General features: G+C 36.8%; 18 protein-coding genes and 2 pseudogenes. 13 read left to right on the top strand and 7 right to left on the bottom strand.

Translation table 11 applies throughout. From position 1 onward, the window contains the following. Window positions 1-27: 27 nt before the first annotated feature. Window positions 28-1,269, bottom strand: a complete 1,242-nt coding sequence (locus BZK16_RS00960) for an aromatic amino acid transport family protein (protein ID WP_077927030.1) — start codon at window positions 1,267-1,269, stop codon at window positions 28-30. A 79-nt stretch (window positions 1,270-1,348) separates the two neighbouring features. Further along, window positions 1,349-2,332: a transglycosylase SLT domain-containing protein gene (locus tag BZK16_RS00965; protein ID WP_077927031.1), complete on the bottom strand. Its 984-nt coding sequence runs from the start codon at window positions 2,330-2,332 to the stop codon at window positions 1,349-1,351. 431 nt (window positions 2,333-2,763) lie between these two features. Between BZK16_RS00965 and BZK16_RS00970 the strand changes: the two genes are divergently transcribed. The 4 genes from BZK16_RS00970 (at window position 2,764) to accC (ending at window position 5,564) form a co-directional block, all read left to right on the top strand. Further along, window positions 2,764-3,111, top strand: coding sequence for a type II 3-dehydroquinate dehydratase (locus BZK16_RS00970; protein WP_077927032.1), 348 nt, complete (start codon window positions 2,764-2,766; stop codon window positions 3,109-3,111). Between the two features lie 129 nt (window positions 3,112-3,240). Beyond that, window positions 3,241-3,699: a type II 3-dehydroquinate dehydratase gene (aroQ, locus tag BZK16_RS00975; RefSeq protein ID WP_077927033.1), complete on the top strand. Its 459-nt coding sequence runs from the start codon at window positions 3,241-3,243 to the stop codon at window positions 3,697-3,699. Window positions 3,700-3,731: 32 nt separating this feature from the next. Continuing rightward, window positions 3,732-4,202 (top strand): acetyl-CoA carboxylase biotin carboxyl carrier protein, encoded by a 471-nt coding sequence (gene accB / locus BZK16_RS00980; RefSeq protein WP_077927034.1) that lies wholly within the window; start codon window positions 3,732-3,734, stop codon window positions 4,200-4,202. A 15-nt stretch (window positions 4,203-4,217) separates the two neighbouring features. Continuing rightward, window positions 4,218-5,564, top strand: coding sequence for an acetyl-CoA carboxylase biotin carboxylase subunit (gene accC, locus BZK16_RS00985; protein WP_077927035.1), 1,347 nt, complete (start codon window positions 4,218-4,220; stop codon window positions 5,562-5,564). A gap of 143 nt (window positions 5,565-5,707) precedes the next feature. Here the strand turns inward: accC and BZK16_RS00990 are convergent, their stop codons facing one another. The 3 genes from BZK16_RS00990 to sufU all read right to left on the bottom strand — a co-directional run bounded on the left by BZK16_RS00990 (window position 5,708) and on the right by sufU (window position 9,046). Next, window positions 5,708-8,017 (bottom strand): TonB-dependent hemoglobin/transferrin/lactoferrin family receptor, encoded by a 2,310-nt coding sequence (locus tag BZK16_RS00990; protein ID WP_077927036.1) that lies wholly within the window; start codon window positions 8,015-8,017, stop codon window positions 5,708-5,710. Between the two features lie 168 nt (window positions 8,018-8,185). Further along, window positions 8,186-8,575, bottom strand: coding sequence for an iron-sulfur cluster assembly protein (locus BZK16_RS00995; RefSeq protein ID WP_077927037.1), 390 nt, complete (start codon window positions 8,573-8,575; stop codon window positions 8,186-8,188). Between the two features lie 15 nt (window positions 8,576-8,590). Beyond that, window positions 8,591-9,046, bottom strand: a complete 456-nt coding sequence (gene sufU, locus BZK16_RS01000; protein ID WP_198932420.1) for a Fe-S cluster assembly sulfur transfer protein SufU — start codon at window positions 9,044-9,046, stop codon at window positions 8,591-8,593. Window positions 9,047-9,202: 156 nt separating this feature from the next. On the opposite strand from sufU, the gene accD reads away from it, so the two are divergent. From accD to rluF, 9 genes are all read left to right on the top strand, one after another. Further along, window positions 9,203-10,105, top strand: a complete 903-nt coding sequence (gene accD, locus BZK16_RS01005; RefSeq protein WP_077927038.1) for an acetyl-CoA carboxylase, carboxyltransferase subunit beta — start codon at window positions 9,203-9,205, stop codon at window positions 10,103-10,105. Window position 10,106: 1 nt separating this feature from the next. Continuing rightward, the gene (gene folC / locus BZK16_RS01010) at window positions 10,107-11,381 is read left to right on the top strand and encodes a bifunctional tetrahydrofolate synthase/dihydrofolate synthase (protein WP_077927039.1); all 1,275 of its coding nucleotides are present in this window, start codon (window positions 10,107-10,109) and stop codon (window positions 11,379-11,381) included. Between the two features lie 4 nt (window positions 11,382-11,385). Beyond that, window positions 11,386-12,168 carry an SPOR domain-containing protein gene (locus BZK16_RS01015; RefSeq protein ID WP_077927040.1) on the top strand — a complete coding sequence of 261 codons (783 nt, stop codon included), beginning with the start codon at window positions 11,386-11,388 and terminating at the stop codon, window positions 12,166-12,168. Between the two features lie 16 nt (window positions 12,169-12,184). Beyond that, complete coding sequence (locus BZK16_RS01020; RefSeq protein ID WP_077927041.1) at window positions 12,185-12,838, top strand: CvpA family protein; 654 nt, start codon at window positions 12,185-12,187, stop codon at window positions 12,836-12,838. Between the two features lie 22 nt (window positions 12,839-12,860). Further along, complete coding sequence (gene ubiG / locus BZK16_RS01025; RefSeq protein ID WP_077927042.1) at window positions 12,861-13,577, top strand: bifunctional 2-polyprenyl-6-hydroxyphenol methylase/3-demethylubiquinol 3-O-methyltransferase UbiG; 717 nt, start codon at window positions 12,861-12,863, stop codon at window positions 13,575-13,577. Continuing rightward, a complete protein-coding gene (locus BZK16_RS01030; protein WP_077927043.1) occupies window positions 13,577-14,302 on the top strand; it encodes an SDR family NAD(P)-dependent oxidoreductase in 726 nt (241 codons plus the stop codon). Before ubiG ends, BZK16_RS01030 begins: the two co-directional genes overlap by 1 nt. Before the next feature lie 60 nt (window positions 14,303-14,362). Beyond that, window positions 14,363-15,757 (top strand): M16 family metallopeptidase, encoded by a 1,395-nt coding sequence (locus BZK16_RS01035; protein ID WP_077927044.1) that lies wholly within the window; start codon window positions 14,363-14,365, stop codon window positions 15,755-15,757. 2 nt (window positions 15,758-15,759) lie between these two features. Next, window positions 15,760-17,073, top strand: coding sequence for a M16 family metallopeptidase (locus tag BZK16_RS01040; protein ID WP_077927045.1), 1,314 nt, complete (start codon window positions 15,760-15,762; stop codon window positions 17,071-17,073). A 177-nt stretch (window positions 17,074-17,250) separates the two neighbouring features. Continuing rightward, window positions 17,251-17,979, top strand: coding sequence for a 23S rRNA pseudouridine(2604) synthase RluF (gene rluF, locus BZK16_RS01045; protein WP_077927046.1), 729 nt, complete (start codon window positions 17,251-17,253; stop codon window positions 17,977-17,979). 51 nt (window positions 17,980-18,030) lie between these two features. On the opposite strand, the pseudogene BZK16_RS01050 reads toward rluF, so the two are convergent. Further along, window positions 18,031-19,167 (bottom strand): annotated as a pseudogene (locus BZK16_RS01050) (DEAD/DEAH box helicase); the annotation flags it as partial. A gap of 63 nt (window positions 19,168-19,230) precedes the next feature. After that, a pseudogene (locus BZK16_RS14825) lies at window positions 19,231-21,131 on the bottom strand (AAA family ATPase). Window positions 21,132-21,357: the final 226 nt, after the last annotated feature.

Genomic DNA, 21,357 nt, shown 5'->3' on the forward strand with positions numbered 1-21,357 from the left:
TTTAAATTCATCAATGCAAAGCAACAATTATGGTGCGAGGAAGTTTAGCGCGTTCCAATGGAAAACTTCAACTAACAAATGTGATACTGCTGCGATCACACCGTAAATGATCACGATGTATGGCATCCATTTTCCACCCATTGCTCTGAATACAGACTTTTCATTGCCTGCTTTCTTACGATGTGCAATCACCATCATACCCGGAATAATCACAGACCAAATTGCCGCAAACAGACCTGCAAAACCAATAGCCACGATGAATCCACCTGGCAAGCTCATGCCCAAAATTGTTGGTGGAATGAATGTAATCACAGCTGTTTTTGCACGGCCTAATGCTGAATCATCAAATTTACACAAGTCTGCAATATAATCGAACAAACCTAAGCCAGCACCCAAGAATGATGTCACAACTGCAAAGAACATGAAGAATTTCAAAATTGTTCTGAACATTTCAGATAAATTCACAGTATTCAATAACCACACCAAGCCATCTTTAGCTTGTGCAACTTCTAAGAATTGAACACGTGGAATATTACCCATAATGCCAAGCATCCAAACGCCATAGAAAATCAACGTTAAAATCATACCAATCGCTATGGCTAAACGAATTTTTTTACCACCATCACGACCATAATATTTCACAAAGCTTGGTACGCTTGCATGGAAGCAGAATGATGTTAAGAAAAATGGCAAACTTGCAAATGCATAAATTGCAAAGCTAGATTCACCTGATGGTTCAAATAAATTTGGGATGGAGATAGATTTCAATAAACCCGTCAATGCTGCAAATAGCGTAATGAACATTACGAACATTAAAATGGTAGAGATGCGATCAACGGCTTTAGCGCCCCACCAAACTAAAATTGAGAATATAACAGCAAAGATCAAACCTGCCATTGCTTTTGGCATCGCAATATCAAAATTCACTTGAAGCGCATTTTGAATCACAGAACCAGAACCATCCACATAAGCATATAAAAGAATATAGAGAACAAATGCCACCGATAAACCATTAATGATGGATGCAAAGTGCCCTAAGTTATCTTGCACTAAAGTATGAAAACTTGAACCTTCTGGATAGTTCAAGTTTACTTCTAGAATTTCTTCTGCTGAATTTTGCATAAAGAATGTGGTGAGCAACATGATAAAAATTGTCCATGTAAACCACATACCTGCTGATACGATTGGCAATGTTAACATGCCAGCACCGATCATTGTGCCGGCGGCAATCATCGCACCGCCCAATACGGATGGTTGTCTTGTTTTCATAAGTTTAATGTCTCGTTCTAGATTCTAAGCAAACGATTATTGTACGCATGAAAAATGATAAGACAATATCCAAATTGAATTATGATTTCATTGTTTTCTTCGAAGAAGAGCCATAAATAATGTATTTATCTAACTCTTTTTTAGGCACGCCTTTAAGGTGCTTAATTTCAGTTTCTGGCAACATAATACCTTTCACGCTATTACGTTTCGCGATATTAGGGTTATAGAACTCAATTACTTTCTGAGGAACATCTGAAGCTTTAATGATTTTCTTCAATTGCTCAGGGCTATCTGTTCTAACACGCACTAATTTCGGAATATCATTCTGATCAATGCTTGCAAGTTTGTCACGCTCAGAAATCACTTCAGACAAAGCTAACACTTTAGGAATATAAGCTCTCGTGATTTGAGGTAGCTCAATACTCCAATAATCCGTGCCCTTACCTTTTTTACGATTGGTTTTCATGCTTCTTAAAACACGACCTTCGCCCGCATTATAAGCAGCCATTGTTAATAGCCAATCGCCATCAAACATTTTGTTCAAATACTCAAGGTAATCCAAAGCAGCCTTCGTGGAAGCAGCTGGGCTATAACGACCATCATAATTATTGTGCACATCAATACCGAAATTTTTCGCAGTTTGCTTACCAAATTGCCACAATCCAATGTATTGACCATTGTTAGAAGCCGCAGGCTTATAACTACTCTCAATTAAAGGAATCATCGCCAACTCAGCTGGCATATCACGCTTTTTAATCTCAGTTAAGATATAGCTCATAATCACCAAACGTTCTGAATCAAGGTGATCAAAAATACGAGGATCTTTCATAAAATTCTTGATGTGCTTCTGTACTTCTTTATGATTCACTTCTTTTGCTAATTGTCTATGTTTAGCAAAATCATCAATCAATAGCTTTTCAGTACGGCTATTATTTGTGCCTGTTTTAGACGTAGAGCTTGGCGTTGTGTTTGCACTAGCGCACGCTGATACTAATACAGCGGCGATAAAAATAAAGATTAAATAAAAGTAATTTTTGGTTTCTTTTCCATTTAATTCAAACATCTATATCAATGTCCAATCAATTTAAAGTGCGTAATTTTAGCACAATGAAAAATAATCTCACCAAAAACCACATCAAAACTTTAAAAGGCACATTAATAAAAATTGAATAAAATTTTTATTAAAATCAAAAAAGATAGATAAATACATTAATTAAACAATGTACTTTGTAATCAGCTAAAAATATTTTATGTTAAAAATTTTTATAATATAGGGATTAAAAATTGAATTTTTATACCGTTTTTAATCTTCTTTTAGTCATCAATATATTATTTTAAACTTTTCATTCACTTTTGAATTTTTAGTTTTATATATTCAACAATATCTGCTAGCATCCTTCAACTGATAATTTTCAACGAATTTCACTAAAATTTTGAAACTTTGAAGTGATATACGTATAATTACCCTATTTTATGTCACTACTATGAGGCAACATGTCTATAACAGACTCTCCTAAGGTATTGTTAATCAATGGTCCCAACCTTAATATGATTGGAACTAGGGAGCCGCATATCTATGGTTCAACCACACTCATACAACTAGAAGAACAGCTGACAGAAAAAGCAAAACAACTAGAGTTCGCTCTTACCTGCTTTCAATCTAACATTGAAGGCGAAATCATCACGCAGATTCAACAAGCAAAAGCTAATAACGTTGATGTGATCATCATAAATCCAGGCGCATATACACACACAAGTATTGGAATTCGTGATGCTTTTTTAAGCGTACAGATTCCTTTTATAGAAATCCATATTNCTTTTCATTCACTTTTGAATTTTTAGTTTTATATATTCAACAATATCTGCTAGCATCCTTCAACTGATAATTTTCAACGAATTTCACTAAAATTTTGAAACTTTGAAGTGATATACGTATAATTACCCTATTTTATGTCACTACTATGAGGCAACATGTCTATAACAGACTCTCCTAAGGTATTGTTAATCAATGGTCCCAACCTTAATATGATTGGAACTAGGGAGCCGCATATCTATGGTTCAACCACACTCATACAACTAGAAGAACAGCTGACAGAAAAAGCAAAACAACTAGAGTTCGCTCTTACCTGCTTTCAATCTAACATTGAAGGCGAAATCATCACGCAGATTCAACAAGCAAAAGCTAATAACGTTGATGTGATCATCATAAATCCAGGCGCATATACACACACAAGTATTGGAATTCGTGATGCTTTTTTAAGCGTACAGATTCCTTTTATAGAAATCCATATTTCAAACGTGTATGCTCGTGAACATTTTAGACATCACTCATATTTATCAGATGTTGCTTCAGGAATTCTGGTGGGACATGGTCTTTTTGGCTACGAGCTTGCGCTCTATCGCGCCCAAAATATCATCTCATCAAGATAATTAATAACTTTGTCGTAGGAGAATACAAACTCATGGATATTCGTAAAATTAAAAATTTGATTGACCTAGTTGATGAATCAACAATTTCTGAAATCGAAATCATTGAAGGCGAAGGTTCAATCCGTATTAGCCGTAATACACAAGGCGCAGCAGTAGCACACGTTGCACCAGCTGTACCTGCATTCAACCCAATGCAACAAATCGTTGCAACAACGGCAGCACCCGCAGCTCCTCAAGTGGCAGCGCCTGCAACACCAGCATTACCAGAAGGTAAAGTGATTCGTTCACCAATGGTTGGTACTTTCTACACAGCAGCATCTCCAACATCTAAAGCATTCACAGGCGTTGGCGAAACAGTTAACATTGGTGACACTGTTTGTATCGTAGAAGCAATGAAAATGTTTAATCAGATCGAAGCGGAAATCTCAGGAAAAGTTGTATCGATCCTTGTTCAAAATGGTGAGCCAGTGGAATTCGATCAACCGCTCTTCATTCTTGAATAAGATAAGGACAATTCCATGATTAAAAAAATACTAATCGCGAATCGTGGTGAAATTGCACTACGCATTTTGCGAGCTTGTAAAGAAATGAACATTGAAACTGTTGCGGTTTACTCCACAGCAGATAGAGACTTAAAACATGTGCTTTTAGCAGATGATTCTATTTGTATCGGACCACCACAATCTTTTTCAAGCTACTTGAACATGCCACAATTGATTGCAGCAGCAGAATTAACTGATGCAGATGCAATCCATCCTGGTTATGGTTTCTTGGCTGAAAATGCTGACTTTGCTGAGCGTGTTGAAGAATCAGGATTCATCTTCATCGGCCCACGCGCTGAAACAATACGTCTAATGGGTGATAAAGTTTCTGCGAAAAAAGCAATGATTGAAGCTGGTGTTCCTTGCGTTCCAGGTTCGCCAGGTGCATTAACTGAAGATGGCAATGCAAACTTAAAATTAGCAGCTGAAATCGGCTATCCTGTCATCATCAAAGCTTCAGGCGGCGGCGGTGGTCGTGGTATGCGTGTTGTTCATGATGCTAAAGAATTATTGTCTTCTATTGAATTAACAAAAGCAGAAGCAAGTGCTGCATTTGGCAATCCAATGGTTTACATGGAAAAATTCTTAGAAAAACCTCGCCATGTAGAAATTCAAGTATTGTCTGATGAACATGGCAATGCTGTATTCTTAGGTGAACGCGATTGTTCTATGCAACGCCGTCACCAAAAAGTATTAGAAGAAGCATTGGCTCCAGGCATCACAGAAGAAGAACGTGCTCGCATTGGTGAAGCTTGTGTTAATGCATGTAAGCGCATTGGTTATCGTGGTGCTGGTACATTTGAATTCTTGTATGAAAACGGCGAATTCTACTTCATCGAAATGAATACACGTATTCAAGTTGAGCATCCTGTTTCTGAATTAGTGACAGGCATCGACTTAATCCGTGCACAAATTGATATCGCAAATGGTAAGCCATTAAAATTCACACAAGAAGATATCAAGTTCTCTGGCCATGCGATCGAATGCCGTATCAATGCCGAAGATCCAAAATCATTCTTACCTTCACCAGGAACAATCACAACATTCGTCCCACCTGGTGGCCCTGGCATCCGTGTAGATACTCATATCTATGCTGGTTACAAAGTTCCACCTTACTATGACTCAATGATCGGTAAAATTATTGCTCATGGTCATACACGTGATATTGCAATCGCTCGTTTACGTAACGCATTGCAAGAAACTGTGATCGAAGGCATCAAAACAAATATCTCATTGCACTTGAAGATCTTAAACGATCCTAACTTCATCAAAGGTGGCACGGATATCCATTACTTGGAAAAAATGTTGAAAGAATCTGATTAATCATCAGTTAATTTCTAAGTCATTATTAAAAGCTCTGAGCAATCAGAGCTTTTTTATTACCTATATAATTTTATCAATTAATAATAATAAAAAAGCCACAATCCTTCAATTGCGGCTTTCATTCAAATACCGCTTAAATCATACTAAAATTGATATAAAACACTCAAGCGGATATCTCGTCCTGGTGCAGGTACTTTTTCGCTTAAATACGGCGAATAATTCTTATTAAAGAGGTTATCTACAGTTAAGTTAACCTTTGGGCCTTTATCACCATAAGGTTGATAAACCATGAAGATATTGTGTACTGAATAACCTGGTGTTAATGGATAGCTTAATGCACCTGCTTTAGGATCTAGTGTGACAGGTGATCTTGTTTGTTTACGTACCATTTTACTTTGCCAACCTAAACTAAAATTATATTGAGGAATATTAAAACCAATGGTTGCCGTCAATTCTCTTGGTGGAATATCTCGCAACCAAGTACCATTTTCTTGCCAAATATTACGTGGTGAGCCCTTACGCTTCCCCTTAATAATAGTTGCAGCTAATCCACCAAAAACATATTCACTGTCATATTTAAAATCTAACTCTAGTCCCTTAATCGTATAACCTGGGCCATTATGATATGAACTCATCGGTTTACCACAAGCTTTATTACTTCCTGTTAGATGATGCTCTTCACAGTAAATTGCGCCAATTTTACGAATGACCTCATTTTTAACCTTATTGTGGAAGCCTGTCACTTGGAATGTTAAACGATCATCTGAAGCAATCACATTTTGTAAATTCAACATACCGCCCAAACGTAATGCACGTAATTTCTCTTTCCCTAAATCACGGCTTGTGCCATTAGGCCCACTTGTGCCTGCTGTTTGCACTGTATATTGATCATGAATATTAGGTGATTGCCAGCTATGTGAATAATCTGTAAACAATGCCCATGTATTAGTGGGTTGCCAATAAACAGATAATCTCGGTGAGAATCCTTCATATTTTACAGAGCGATAATCATGACCATCTCTAGGGTTTGTAGAAGCATAACCCGCAATATTGCCAAAGCTCTGGTTTTTTACATGATCATAACGTAACGATGGCGTCACTGTAAAATCGCCCCATTTAATTTCATCTGCAATGTAAGCACTTGTGATCGTTTGACGACCTGCCGGCAAAAATGGTGGCGTAAAGTAACCATAATTGAATTCTTGCTTGCCATATTTACCGCTATCATAAAACATCGTTGCTGTTTGCTGCTTACGTAAATATTGCAAACCCACAGTGACATTATGCTGAATCTCACCTGTATTAAAAACACTGCTATTTCTTAAATGAATGTTGGTATTTTTATAGGTTGTCCAATTCTCTTTACCAAAAGTTGATAATAAAATTGATGGTGGTTTTTGCCCAGGCACAGGTGAAATTTTTTGATCATGCTGTTTAGTTTCAGAATATGCAACATCAGCTTTAAAATTAATGAAAGGATTCTCTGATGGCAAATATTCAAAATTCGCACTGTAATTTTTATCATGTTGATCACGATAAAAAATTCGACGCTTCCAATCATAGCCATTATTAGGCTCAGTTGTAATCGTATTACCGCCCATTGCAGCAAAGGGCATCCAACCTTTATATTGTGTATTAGAAGCCGATAACGTTAATTTTGCCTCTTCGCCTAAATAAATATTACTTTTAGCCAAATAGCTATACTGATCCATAGATGAACCACGATATTTTTCATGATTGGCTAAGCGGACATCATTCGATTGGCTATTGGTGTAATAAATCAAACCATTAATGATCTGATTTTTAGATTGCCCATAAATTGCCGCAGTATAATTATCTTGGTCATTATTAGTGTGATGGCCATATTTGATAAAAGCACCTAAATTTTGATTCTCTCTTAAGAAATCTTTAGCATCTTTTGTCGTCAATTGAACATTACCACCAAAACCACCATTACCAACATCAGGACTGAAAGCCCCTTTGTTGACTGTCACTTGCTTGATCAAATCAGGATCAACGAATAATGTCCCTTGACGATATTTACCAAAAGTTTTCAGTGCACCATCCACCATAATGGGTACAGATTGCGTATCACTCATCCCCCAAATATTCAAAACCTGCCCACCAGGCCTTGGGCTTCCGCCCATTGTCACACCAGGCATCTTATCCAAGACAGAAGCCATATTACTACCTTGAATAATATCCAACTGCGTTTGGTTTAATGTGCTTTTCCCTACTTCGCTAGCACCTAATCCTTGATCAATTCCAATGATGCTTTGTGATGTGACTTGCACCACTACTTGCGATAAATTAATCGCTGATTGCTCATCAATACTCTCTTCTTTTTTCTTCAGTGGATCATCTTCGGCATAAACCATTTGTCCTGTTAATAAACATGCCACAATAATTGCCAATGGCTTAATCTGATACTGCTTTATCTCAACGCCTAACATGATTTCCTCATGAAAAAGCGCATATATTAATGATAATGATTATCATTTGCAATCAATAATTATTTATATATTTTATTTCTAATAATCACGATCTATTATTAATAATATTTTGATAATAAAAAACCTCACATCAGTGAGGTTTCTAACAATGCTTTCAGCAATCTATACTTAAAGCATGTTGAGTTCTAATTTAGCACGTAAAGACATACGCTCTGGCGTCCAGAAGGGTTCCCAAACTAAATCCACAACACATTCTGTAATTTCAGGTGAAGCCATCACTGCGTTTTGCACCCACTCAGGCATAGAACCTGCCACTGGGCAACCTGGCGCTGTCAATGTCATATCTACTTTGATTTTGAAATTGTCTTCTGTTGTATCCAAAAATTCGATTACATAAACCAAGCCCAATTCGTAAATATCCACTGGAATTTCAGGGTCATATACGCGCTTAATGTTCGCAATGATATCTTCAACTAACGCTTCACTTGCTTCTGTCTTTTCAACACCTTCAGCATAGTAAATAACCGCTTCATGCGGTGATCTTTCTACATCACTCATTCATCATTCCTTAGGTTATTCTGTTTTAACGGGTTCGTTATTTTCAGTCAATGCTGCATGAAGCGCATGCCATGATAATGTTGCACATTTAACGCGCGCAGGATATTTCTTAACGCCAGTCAAAATTGCTAAACGACCTAAACCGCTGCTATCGACGTCATCATCAGATGTCACTGCATCATGGAAAAGATGATAAAGCGCTTCTGCTTCTTCAATCGTTTTGCCTTTCACAGCTTCTGTCATTAAAGAACTAGATGCTGTTGAAATCGCACAGCCTTCACCTTTAAATGCCACATCTTGAATCACGCCATTGTCATCAACGGTCAAAAATACTTTAATTTGATCACCACACAATGGATTATGCCCACGGGCAGAATGCGTTGCAGGATCAATCACACGAAAATTACGAGGTTTTTTATTGTGATCAAGAATAACTTCTTGATACAACGCCTGTAAATCTGAATCCATCATTTGTCTTGCTCATCATATAGGACTAAAAGAGTTCACAATTATACGCTCTTTTTAAATTGACCGCATTAAGAATGCCATTAAATTCTACTCTATTGAGTATTTATCCGGAATAATTTATCATTGCTAATCCACTTCAACTTAGTTAAAGGTGTATCAATGAGTTCATGGTTCGACCGTCTTAACCCAATGCGTATCAAAAGTACTAGTCCTAATAAAAAAGTACCTGAAGGCATTTGGAAAAACTGTAAAAGCTGTGATGCTATTCTTTATCAGCAAGAATTAGAGCAAAACTTAAATGTTTGCCCAAAATGTGATCACCACATGAAAATTTCTGCAAGAAGTCGTCTATTAAACTTCTTGGATACAGGTTCAACTGAAGAAATTGCAGGCCATTTAGAGCCAATCGATTTCTTAGGTTTTAAAGATGTTGAGCCTTATAAAAATCGCATCAGTAAAGCACAAAAAGCAACAGGCGAAAAAGATTCGATGATCGCAATGTCAGGTATGTTAAAAAATATCCCTGTGGTTGCATGTGCATTTGAATTTGACTTCATGGGCGCATCCATGGGTTCTGTTGTGGGTGAGCGTTTCAAGCGTGCAGCAGATTTAGCATTTGCAGAACGTAGACCATTAATCGTGTTCGCAGCTAGTGGCGGCGCACGTATGCAAGAAGGTTTAACATCTTTAATGCAAATGGCGAAAACATCTGCAATCATCGGTAAAATGAATGATGAAAAAATCCCGTTCATTTCTGTATTAACGCACCCTACTTATGGTGGTGTTTCTGCAAGTTTCGCGATGCTAGGTGATATCATCATCGCTGAACCCAAAGCTTTCATCGGTTTTGCAGGCCCTCGTGTTATCGAACAAACTGTTCGTGAAAAATTACCTGAAGGCTTCCAACAAAGTGAATTCTTATTGGAAAAAGGTGCTATCGATATGATCATTGATCGCCGTGAAATGCGTAATGAAATTACATCAATCTTATCTAAGCTTTACCAATTGCCAGAACCTTTCTCAGAAACTTCTTTTCAACAAGCGGAAGAAACAGCAGAATAAAATGCGTAAAGACCTAAATCAATGGTTAGCAGAACTTGAAAAAATCCATCCACTTGCGATGGATTTTAAGTTAGAGCGTATCCAAAAAGTTTTCCAACAATTGAATGTTTTACCCATCGCACCATTTGTCATTACGGTTGCGGGCACTAATGGTAAAGGTTCTACCACCAATACGATTGCATCCATTTGCCAATCTGCTAGTGTTTCCGTTGGATTATATACATCGCCACATATGCATCGTTTCAATGAGCGCATTCAAATCAATGGCATCGAAGCTAGTGATGAAGAGATCATTGAAGCATTTGAAGCAATTCAAATTGCACGCGGTGAAATTACACTCACTTATTTTGAATTCGCAACACTTGCAGCATTTTATCTATTTCACAAACATAAAATAGATATTGCTGTATTGGAAGTTGGTTTAGGCGGCAGATTAGATGCTACAAATATTGTGGATGCTGATCTTTCTGTCATTACACCGATAGATTTAGATCATACCAATCTATTGGGCAATACAATTACTGAAATTGCATTTGAAAAAGCGGGCATCATTAAGCCCAACGCTTTAGCGATTTCCGCAGAAAATGCGCCCAATATTTCTATCATTGAACAAGCGCAAAAAAATCATGCATCGCTTTTGCATGCTGGCAAAGATTTTCAATATCACAAAGTGGATGAATCATCTTGGCAGTATCACTATCAAGATCATACTTTTACTTTCCCAATGCCGAAATTACAAGGTGATCATCAATTACAAAATGCAGCCGCTGCAATCACAGCCCTATTCAATAGCCCAATGAAAGATCAATTGACTGAATCCATCATTGCTCATGGCTTATTGAATACACAGCTCAAAGGCCGATTTGAAAAAGTCATTCACAATCACTGTGAATTTTACTTTGATGTTACCCATAATCCGCAAGGTGCTGCGATCCTACATAATCTTTTAAAACCTTATCGTGCAAAAGGCCAAAAAATCATTGCAGTTTTAGGTATGCTCAAAGATAAAGATGCCGCCAACTTAGCTTCTGCGCTAAAAAATGATATCGATGGTTGGGTTTTAGCATCCTTAGAAGGCGATCGTGGGCAAACCGCAGAACATCTGAAAGAACGCATTGAACCATTTTTAAATCATAATCATATTGTTTTAACAGAAAATTCTGTCGCAAGCGCATGCCAAAAGGCGCTCAGCCTAAAACAAAATGATGATATAATCTTAGTGTTTGGATCATTCCATACAGTAAGTGAAGGATTAGACTGGATTAATCAGAGATAAAACTATGAATAAAAAATTACAACAACGCATCGTCGGCTCTATCGCTGTTTTGGCATTATTGATCTTAATTTTGCCACACCTATTCTCGTCCAACGAATATAAAGTCCCAACACCGCCTGCAAATCAACAAAACAATGCTCAGACATCTACGCCAACAACAATGCCGAGCAATAACTTTGATGATTTTCAATCACCAACAATTTCTGTCGACCCAATTCCAACGCTACCTAACAACGGTCAAACAGCTAACAATGCAGACCCAATTTCAGAAAGTACTTGGAATAATGTCACTCATCAGCAAAATACAAACACCGCACCAATGATGCCTGTTCAACTACAACGTGATCCTAATGTTTCTATTGCAGAACAATTATTAGCAGAAGCGAATCAACAAGCGCCTGCAATCCCTGCTCAAAACAGACCCAATAACACTGCTAGCAAGCCAAACAATACAAACAACAATCAAGCAAAAGCACCTACTAACCAATTGCCAAAAATTGAATTGATTGGAACAACGCAATCAAAATCTAGCGCTAACAACCAAGCTCAAGCTACTGCACAACCTAAATTTACATGGTATGTTCAAGTGGGCTCTTATTCCAGTAAAGAAAATGCCAATAAAGCAATGATGGAATATAGAAAACGTGGTTACTCTTCTGAAGTTGCTTATTTATCAGGACAATATAAAGTACGTATCGGACCATTGAAAACACAAGACAATGCGAAAAACGTGCAAGCAGATTTAAAACGCCAAGGGCAAAATAGCTACATCATTCAAATTCAATAATTCATAACGGGATATTATGAGCAATTTAAACTACATCGACATTGCCATCATTGGCATTATTGGGTTATCAACCATCATCGCATTTTTCAGAGGGCTAATTACAGAAGCCCTCTCTTTGCTTGTATGGATTATTGCTTTTTGGGGGGCAGCCTACTTTTCGCAAGATGTAGCATCCATGTTACCTAGCCAATTGAATTCGCTCAGTGGCGGTAAAATTGATCTTGTAGCCACTGAAGGCTCAACAGAAGAATTGCTCGTTTCTATTTTAAGTTATGCCATCACATTCTTAGGCATTTTATTCTTAGCAGGTTTAGTGAATCTTGCCATTTCATTGATGATTCGCTTCTTAAAAATCTCATTCATTGATCGCTTCTTAGGCATGTTCTTTGGCTTATTGCGTGGCTGGTTAGTAATAGCATTTTTAGGTTTATTCGCAATGAATGCAGGCTTAAATAGTATTCCAATGTGGCAAAAAGCACAGTTAGCACCATTTGTAGAAACAAGTGCAAACATGATTTCTAAATTATTGCCAACGAAGTTTTTACAACAAATCAATATCAGTGAGCTTTCTAAATTATTGCAATCAGACTTGCAAACACCTCAAGCTCAGCCTCAAAGTGCACCGACTCAACAACCAGCTCAGGTTGCACCTCAACCAGTAGAACAATAGCTCATAGCTAGGAGAAGAAGTTATGCAGAATGTCTCTCAAGATGAGATCAACAAATTTGACCAGCAAGATTGGTGGTTACCAAATGGTAGCTTCCAAACTTTGCATGATATCAATCCCACTCGTTTTGAATTCATTACAGAATTTGCGCAATTAGATGGTATTAAAGCTTTAGATGTTGGTTGCGGTGGCGGAATCATCACGGAAGGATTGGCGCATCGTGGTGCGGATTCTACAGGTGTAGATTTAGCCATTGGTGCATTAGAAGTTGCACGTCAACATGCTAATGAAACAGGTTTAAACATTGATTATCAACTATCCACTGTGGAAGCATTGGCAGATTTACAACCAGAAACTTATGATGTGATCACTTGCTTAGAAATGCTTGAGCATGTGCCAGATCCACAATCCATTGTAAGAGCTTGTGCAAAACTTTTAAAACCAGGTGGCAAGATCTTTTTATCGACGATCAACCGCACATTCAAAGCAAAGCAATTGGTAATTTTTGCAGCAGAAAATATCTTAAAAGTTGTACCTAAAGGTACACATGATTATGATAAATTCATCACGCCATTTGAATTGTGTCATTACTGCGAAACAGCAGGCTTAACAGTGAAAGAAACGCGCGGCATGTCTTTTAATCCATTCAATCGCGTGGCGTATTTAATTAAGGATCTCTCCATGAACTATCTTTTATATGCAGAGAAACCACTTACAGATCATTCAACAGAGGTAAAATAATGAGTCGCTTACAAGGCAAAATAATTTTAATCACTGGCGTTACAGGCATGGTTGGTAGAAACAGTGCTTTAGCATTAGCAAAAGAAGGAGCAACGATTGTTCTTTTAGGCCGTGAAAAAAAGAAAAAACTCATTGATGATTTGTATGATCAAATCGTTGCTGAAGGCGGTGCAGAGCCTGCGATCCTATATATGGATTTTGCAAAATGTACTAACGAAGATTTCTATGCATTGTATGAAACATTAGAAACAGAGTTCGGTAAGTTGGATGGCATTATTCATACTGCTGCAAACTTGGGTAACTTAACGCCATTGGCACATACTAATCCTGAAAAATGGTTACTCAGCATCAATACCACATTGAATACGCCATTTTACTTAACACAAGCATTATTACCTTTATTGAATAAAGCAGATAAATTTGGCTCTGTGATCTTCTTTGATCATGCTGAAGTTGCTGGCGGTGATGAAGCTTATTGGGGTAGTTATGCCGTTGCAAAAGCAGGCTTAAAAACGTTGATGAAACTATTTGCAACAGAATTCGAAGTACAAGGCAAATTGCAATTCAACAGCGTTGATCCTGTACGTTTAAATTCAGCAATGCGTTACAGCGTTTCACCATCAGGTAGCCGTGATTCAAAAAACATCAATGATGTAACAAAAATTATCATAGATTTAAATGATAGTGAGCAACCATTCACAACTGGGCATACTTTTACTCTGTAAACTCAAATTTTCATTTATTTGACTCACAATCAAACTCACTTTCTAACTCAGGAGATCTATATGGCATTGCCAACGATTCAAAGTAGAAAAGGACTCAAGCAGATTTTAGCTGCAACAACACTCTCTGTATTGGCAACAACAGCAATGGCAGGCCAAGATATCACCACTAACAACACTCATGAATTCACTTTAGATAATGGCTTAAAACTCATTATTCGTGAAGATCATCGTGCGCCTGTGGCTGTGACAATGGTTTGGTACAAAGTTGGCTCAGTGGATGAACCACGTGGTAAAGGTGGTTTATCTCATATGTTAGAACATATGATGTTTAAAGGTACACCGACTTTAAAGCCTAATGAACATTCCACAATCATTGCAAACTTAGGCGGTAAAGATAACGCTTTCACCTCGTATGATTACACTGCTTACTTTGAAATTTTGCCAAGCTGGGAATTAGAAACGAGTTTGCGTTTAGAATCTGATCGCATGGCAAATTTAGTATTAACAGAAGAAGATTTTGCACCTGAACGCCAAGTGGTTGCAGAAGAGCGCCGCCAACGCACAGATAGCAATCCACAATCATTGTTCTATGAAGCATTCAATGCAACAGTATGGACAACGAATGCTTATCGCAATCCAATCATTGGTTGGATGCCAGAAATCCAAAGTTGGACATTGGCTGATTTACAATCTTGGTACAATCAATTCTATCGCCCAAATAATGCAACAGTTGTAATTGTTGGCGATGTGGATGCTAAAAAAACCCATGAATTAGTGAATCAATATTTCGGAAAAATTCCACGTGGTGAAGAGATCGTGCGTGAAATTAACTTTGAAGTGCCACAAAATGACACGAAATATATCGAAATGGCAACACCCGCGAACTTGCCTGTATTATTCATGGCTTACAAAGTGCCAAGTATTAATAGTACAGACAACAAACAAGAAGCTTATGCTTTATTGTTAGCGGCTGAAATTTTAAGTGGTAGTAATACTGCGCGTTTACCTAAAAAAATGGTGCGTGAATCACAAAATTCATTGGATGCTTCTAGCTATTACAATGAAGGTGCGCGCTACGATACAACATTTATGCTAAGCGCTGTACCTGCTGATGGTGTTGAATTAGAAACATTAGAAGCTGAGCTTAAAGCTGAAATCAAAAATCTTCAAACAACGTTGGTCACAAAAGAAGAATTGAATAAGATTTTAACGGCATATCGTACAAGCCAAATCTTCGCGAAAGATTCTATCTATTCCCAAGCAATGTCTATTGGCTCTGCGGAAACAACTGGCGAAGGTTGGAGAAACCGTGAAAATCTTGTGTCATATCTTGAAAAAGTGACACCTGAAGATATTCAGCAAGTGGCGCAAAAATACTTGAATGATGGCAACTTAACTGTCGGTCGCCTTCGTGCACATGCTGCGCCTGTAGAAGCTATCAATGAAGGAGAATAATCATGTTAAAAAGAACCTTTGCAATCATCATTGGTGTCAGTATCTCTTCTATGGTTATGGCAGCTGACATGAAATCTCGAATTCAAGAATGGAAAACAGATGAAGGTGCGCGTGTACTTTTCATTGAAGCACCAGAAATCCCGATGGTGGATTTAATCATTTCTATGGATGCAGGCAGCTTTCGTGAAGGTAAAAATTACGGTTTAGCAAGTATGACATCACAAATGATGACACTTGGCACCAAAGATAAAGATGAAAATGAATTTTCTGAAGCTTTGGAAAATTTAGGCAGTGCAATCTCTATTTCATCTGGCGTAACAAATACAGCGATTAAAGTACGTTCATTAACAGATGATACTGTATTGAATAGTACATTATCATTGTGGCGTGAAATGGTTCAAGAACCACGCTTAGATGCTGAAATTTTCAATCGTGAACGCACTCAATCCATCGATGCACAAAAAGCACGTTTAGATAGCCCTGATGCGATTGCGAGCGAAACATTCAGCACACTGCTCTACCCTAATCAAATTCAAGGTGTGACAAGTGAAATGCTTCAAGCATCATTGAAAAAGATGAAGATTGAAGAGCTGAAACAGTTCCGTGATGATTATTATCATGCAACAGGTGCAAACATCATCATCGTAGGTGCTTTAGATCGTGATTCAGCAGAAAAAATCAGTACTGGCATTAGTGAAGTTTTAGGCAAAGGTAAAACATTACCTAAAATTGAAGAGAAAGTGGAAAAAGTTAAGCCACAAACGGTGCGTAAATATTTCAATAGCCCACAAAGCCGCATTGTTATGGGTCATGTGAGTATTGATCGTTTCAGCCCTGATTATTGGCCATTATTGTTAGGTAATCATGTTTTAGGTGGCAGCGGTTTGACATCATTATTGATGATGGATATCCGTGAAAAACAAGGTTTAACGTACGGTATTTACAGCTACTTTGCACCTTCATTCCTACATGGCCCATTCACAATTGGTTTATCCACCAAAAATGAAAGCGTTGATCATGCCATCAAAGCAACGATTGAAGGTACTAAAGATTTCATCAAAAATGGTCCTAATGATACAGATTTAGATCGTGCAAAAAATAACTTAATTGGTAGCTCTATTTTAAGTTTAAGTAGCAATAGCGGTTTAGCTGGCGCATTACTCATAATAGCTCAATATGATCTACCTTTAGATTATTACGATACATATCCTGAAACCATTCGTGCAATTACGAAAGAAGAGATTCAGAAAGCATTCCAAAAGCATGTTCATCCTGATGATTTTGTGACTGTGATTGTGGGCGGCGAAGCACCATAATTTTTTATAAAATCAATAATAAAAGCTCCTATTAGGAGCTTTTGTTTATTAAAGCATGAATAAAATAAGTATTGCTTCTCTTATCACATTAAATTTGATAACTTCCCTGCCATATATTTCTTAATATTTCCCCATTAGGTGAAATATCAAATAACGGTTAAACATGAAGGAAAAAATATGCGTTTAAACAAATTTATCAGTGAATCTGGTAAAACATCTAGACGTGGCGCGGATAAATTAATTGAAGAAGGCCGTGTCAAAATCAATGGCAAGAAAGCCAAAATTGGCGACCAAGTGAATCCTGGAGACAAAGTGCTTGTGGATGGTGCTTTGATCGAAGAAATAGCAAGTCCACAAAGCTTTGTTTATATCGCATTGAATAAACCTGTTGGCATCACAAGTACCACTGAGAAAAATGTGAAAAGCAATATCGTTGATTTCATGAATTATCCAACGCGTATTTTCCATATTGGCCGTTTGGATAAAGATTCAGAAGGTTTAATCCTCATGACGGATGATGGTGATATCGTCAATGAGATCTTGCGCTCTGAAAACAAACATGAGAAAGAGTATATCGTTTCTGTGGATCGCCCAATCAATGATGAGTTTGTGCAAAAAATGTCTGCGGGCGTGAAAATTTTAGGCACTAAAACATTGCCATGTAAAGTGACGCAATTATCTAGTAATGAATTCAATATCATCCTCATGCAAGGTTTGAATCGCCAGATTCGTAGAATGTGTGAAACCCTCGGTTATAATGTGACAAGCTTGAAAAGATTGCGCATCATGAATATTGAACTGGGCAAATTACCTGTGGGCGAATGGCGCTATTTAACAGGCAAAGAGCAAGATGAGTTGTTTGAAGATCTTGGTTACGGAGTACAAACTACAAAGTGGACACCATAAAATAAAAGTCCCGATTTGGGGCTTTTATTTTGTGCACAATTAATGCTCAGTTGGCTCAAAGCCTTTAATACTCATTCTTGGAATAGGCTTACCCAAAAGTTTTTCAATATCCTTCAATAATTCCAATTCTTCAGCACCACATAAAGAGATTGCTTCACCTTTAGCATCCGCACGTCCTGTTCTACCAATACGATGCACATAATCTTCTGCTTGATCAGGCAGATCATAATTCACAACATAAGGTAACTCTGCGATATCTAACCCACGCGCCACAATATCCGTTGCCAATAGCACACGAATATTCCCTGCTTTAAATTCTGACAATGCGCGCGTTCTCGCACCTTGGCTTTTATTACCATGAATTGCCAAGGTCACAATGCCTTTTTTATTCAAATGCTCTGTTAAACGATTTGTACCATGCTTTGTGCGGCAAAATACTAACACTTGTGACCAATTATTTTCTGTAATCAAATGCGCCAATAACTCACGTTTACGACTCTTATCCACCATATGAATATGCTGTGTGATTTGATCTGGCGTTGGTTTATAGCTTTCAATTTCAATAATTTCAGGCTTAAACAACAAGCCTTCCGCGAGCTTTTTAATCTCTTTAGAAAAAGTTGCTGAGAATAATAGATTTTGTCGTCTTTTTGGTAATTTCGCCAAAATACGCTTAATGTCGTGAATAAAGCCCATATCGAGCATGCGATCTGCTTCATCCAATACTAAATATTCTACATTAGATAAATCTACGGCATTCTTTTGCTCTAAATCCAATAATCGCCCTGGCGTTGCGATCAATACATCCACACCACCACGAAGTTTCATCATTTGTGGATTGATGCTCACACCGCCAAATACTGTCAATGAACGCAATTTTAAATACTTGCTGTAAGCCTCAATATTCTCACCGATTTGCGCAGCCAATTCACGTGTTGGTGATAAAATCAAAGCTCGTACAAGTCGTTTTTTTGTCTCTTGTTTCAATGATTGTTGGTGTAATTTTTGCAAAATGGGCAATGTGAAACTGGCTGTTTTTCCTGTGCCCGTTTGCGCACAAGCCATCACATCTCGCCCTTTTAATACAACCGGAATCGCCTCTCTTTGAATCGGTGTGGGCTCTGCATAACCCACATCATTCAACGCTGTCAGTAATTCCTTGCATAAACCTAAATCATTAAAGGACATCAAAATTAAAACTCCACTGCCTGTATAAAATAAAGTGCATATGGTACAGGAATTTAGAAAAAATCACTCAGCATTTAATGGATATAATGAATCACTTTCTTTATTTCTCCCTATACTCTCTAATAAAGCATCATATTGATTAATATCTTCTTGTATTTTAGAAATAATTGCTTTAGCTGTTCTCTTCATTTCAGGTTCGTCAATAACAGACATTCCTCTCTCTAATACTCCAGAACAGTGAGAGAATTCATTTGTCACTCGGCTAACAAAAAAACGTTGCAAATCATTTCCCCAAAAACTTTGTATTCTGTCATCATCATTCATGTTATTTGGTAATTTATAATATGAATATATTTCTATAAACTTGCGTGCATTATTTCCAAAATTATAAAAATATGTATGATTTTGATCAGTTACAGATTCTGCTATTGCACATTCATATATATGTTTAAATAAACAGTTAAATTCAGTAGCATATTCGCTCATATATTTAGGCATTTGAACAATTGTCGAATTATCATCTATTCGTTGCAACAAATATTTGCTCACCTTCAATTTTTTTTCTACACCATTAATATTTAGATATTTGGTATCCAAACGCTTTAAATATTTCAAAAATTCTAAATTATGAGTTGAAATAAATAACTGAGAAAACTTTTTATCCTTACATAAATGACTATTAATCATAGAATAAATAAAAAATATGTGATTACTATCTAAGCTACTAATAGGATTATCAATCCAAATGATAGGCTGTTTGCCTTGCTCAAGGTCTTCTTGAATTTTTACTAAAAAATAACAAAATGAAATTAAGCTACACTCTCCTTCACTTAAATTATGCGCTTTCTTTCCATTTCTCTGCACTTCAAAAACGATAGACTTTCCTTGAAAACCATCAATTTCTTTTGCCTCTAACTTCAGAAAAGGATGACCAAAATCATGATTCAAAATTCCATTAATACGAGTGCATGCTTCACTTTCTGACTGCAATTTATCTTCTTCTGATTTAATAGAATCCAATATTTCTTGTTCTTTTCTTTTTTTCTCCAACAAAATATCATCTAATGGCTTTATTTTTTGTTCTAATACCATTATTCCTTCGCGCGATGCTACATAATTAATTTGTTGCACAAAAGAATACACATGATCTAAACGCAGTGCATTTTGAGCATTTTTTTATCTTTTTCTAAAGTTTCTGTTTGATTAATATGTTTTTGTCGAATTAATTCAATTTCTGCAAATATATTTTTTATATTTTCCGTGTAATCTATTGGGGCTTGAAATGAAATCTTATTAAATAAAGATTGTTTCTTATCTTCAAGTAACTTAATCAAACTATTAATAGAGCTTTCTTGTTCTTTAAATAGTTCAGTAAGGCTATCATACTTTTTTCGTAAATCATCATGCAAAACATCATAAAACTCATCTAACTTAATACTAATATTTAATTTTGATTTAGAAGATTCTAAAATAGCTATACCTTTCACAATCCTATCATTTAACTTCCTGAATTCTTCATCAAAGTGCTGACGTAAAGCTTGCAATCTTTCTTGACTGATATCACTAGCACAAAATGCACATATAGTACGTTCCTCATGGTATTTCAGTCCGTCTTCACCCCATTTATTCAAAGAACCATTATTGACCAGCTCATTGATTTTTTCTGACTGCCCGACTTCAGTTTGCAAGATCTCCTCTACCGATTTACTCATTCCTTCAAAATTGATATTAGGAGCACGTAGCTCATTTGGTACACTCTTGCTTTTTAGATCAATTAAAAGCTCATATTTATTTCTAGTATCGCCCTCTAAAGGTTGATAAGTTGGCTTTAAAACCCTTGGAATATCTGTCTCTTTTAATTTTTTAACGGTATAGTTTTGGTCGCCATATTTTTCAGGAGAATTACGAATGGAATCTTTGTCACTTGTTGATCTATTTTGTAATATTACATTAAATGTGAACAAACAATATAGTTTGGAACTCTAGATCATGTAACTATATGATCTAGTATTTTTAGCAAACAAAAAAGTCTCATACTAAAACTCGTATCTTTTCTGTATACTTAAAAATCAGACAATAAAGTATCATACTGAAATAAAATTCACATATATTGACTAGATATTTGATTTCCATGTACTACACAGACCTAGCATTAACAACTCAGATATATGTTTATTAATCTAATTCCAT

Origin of the sequence: Wohlfahrtiimonas populi (assembly GCF_002006795.1) — a bacterium.
In the GTDB taxonomy this organism is placed as follows: domain Bacteria; phylum Pseudomonadota; class Gammaproteobacteria; order Cardiobacteriales; family Wohlfahrtiimonadaceae; genus Wohlfahrtiimonas; species Wohlfahrtiimonas populi.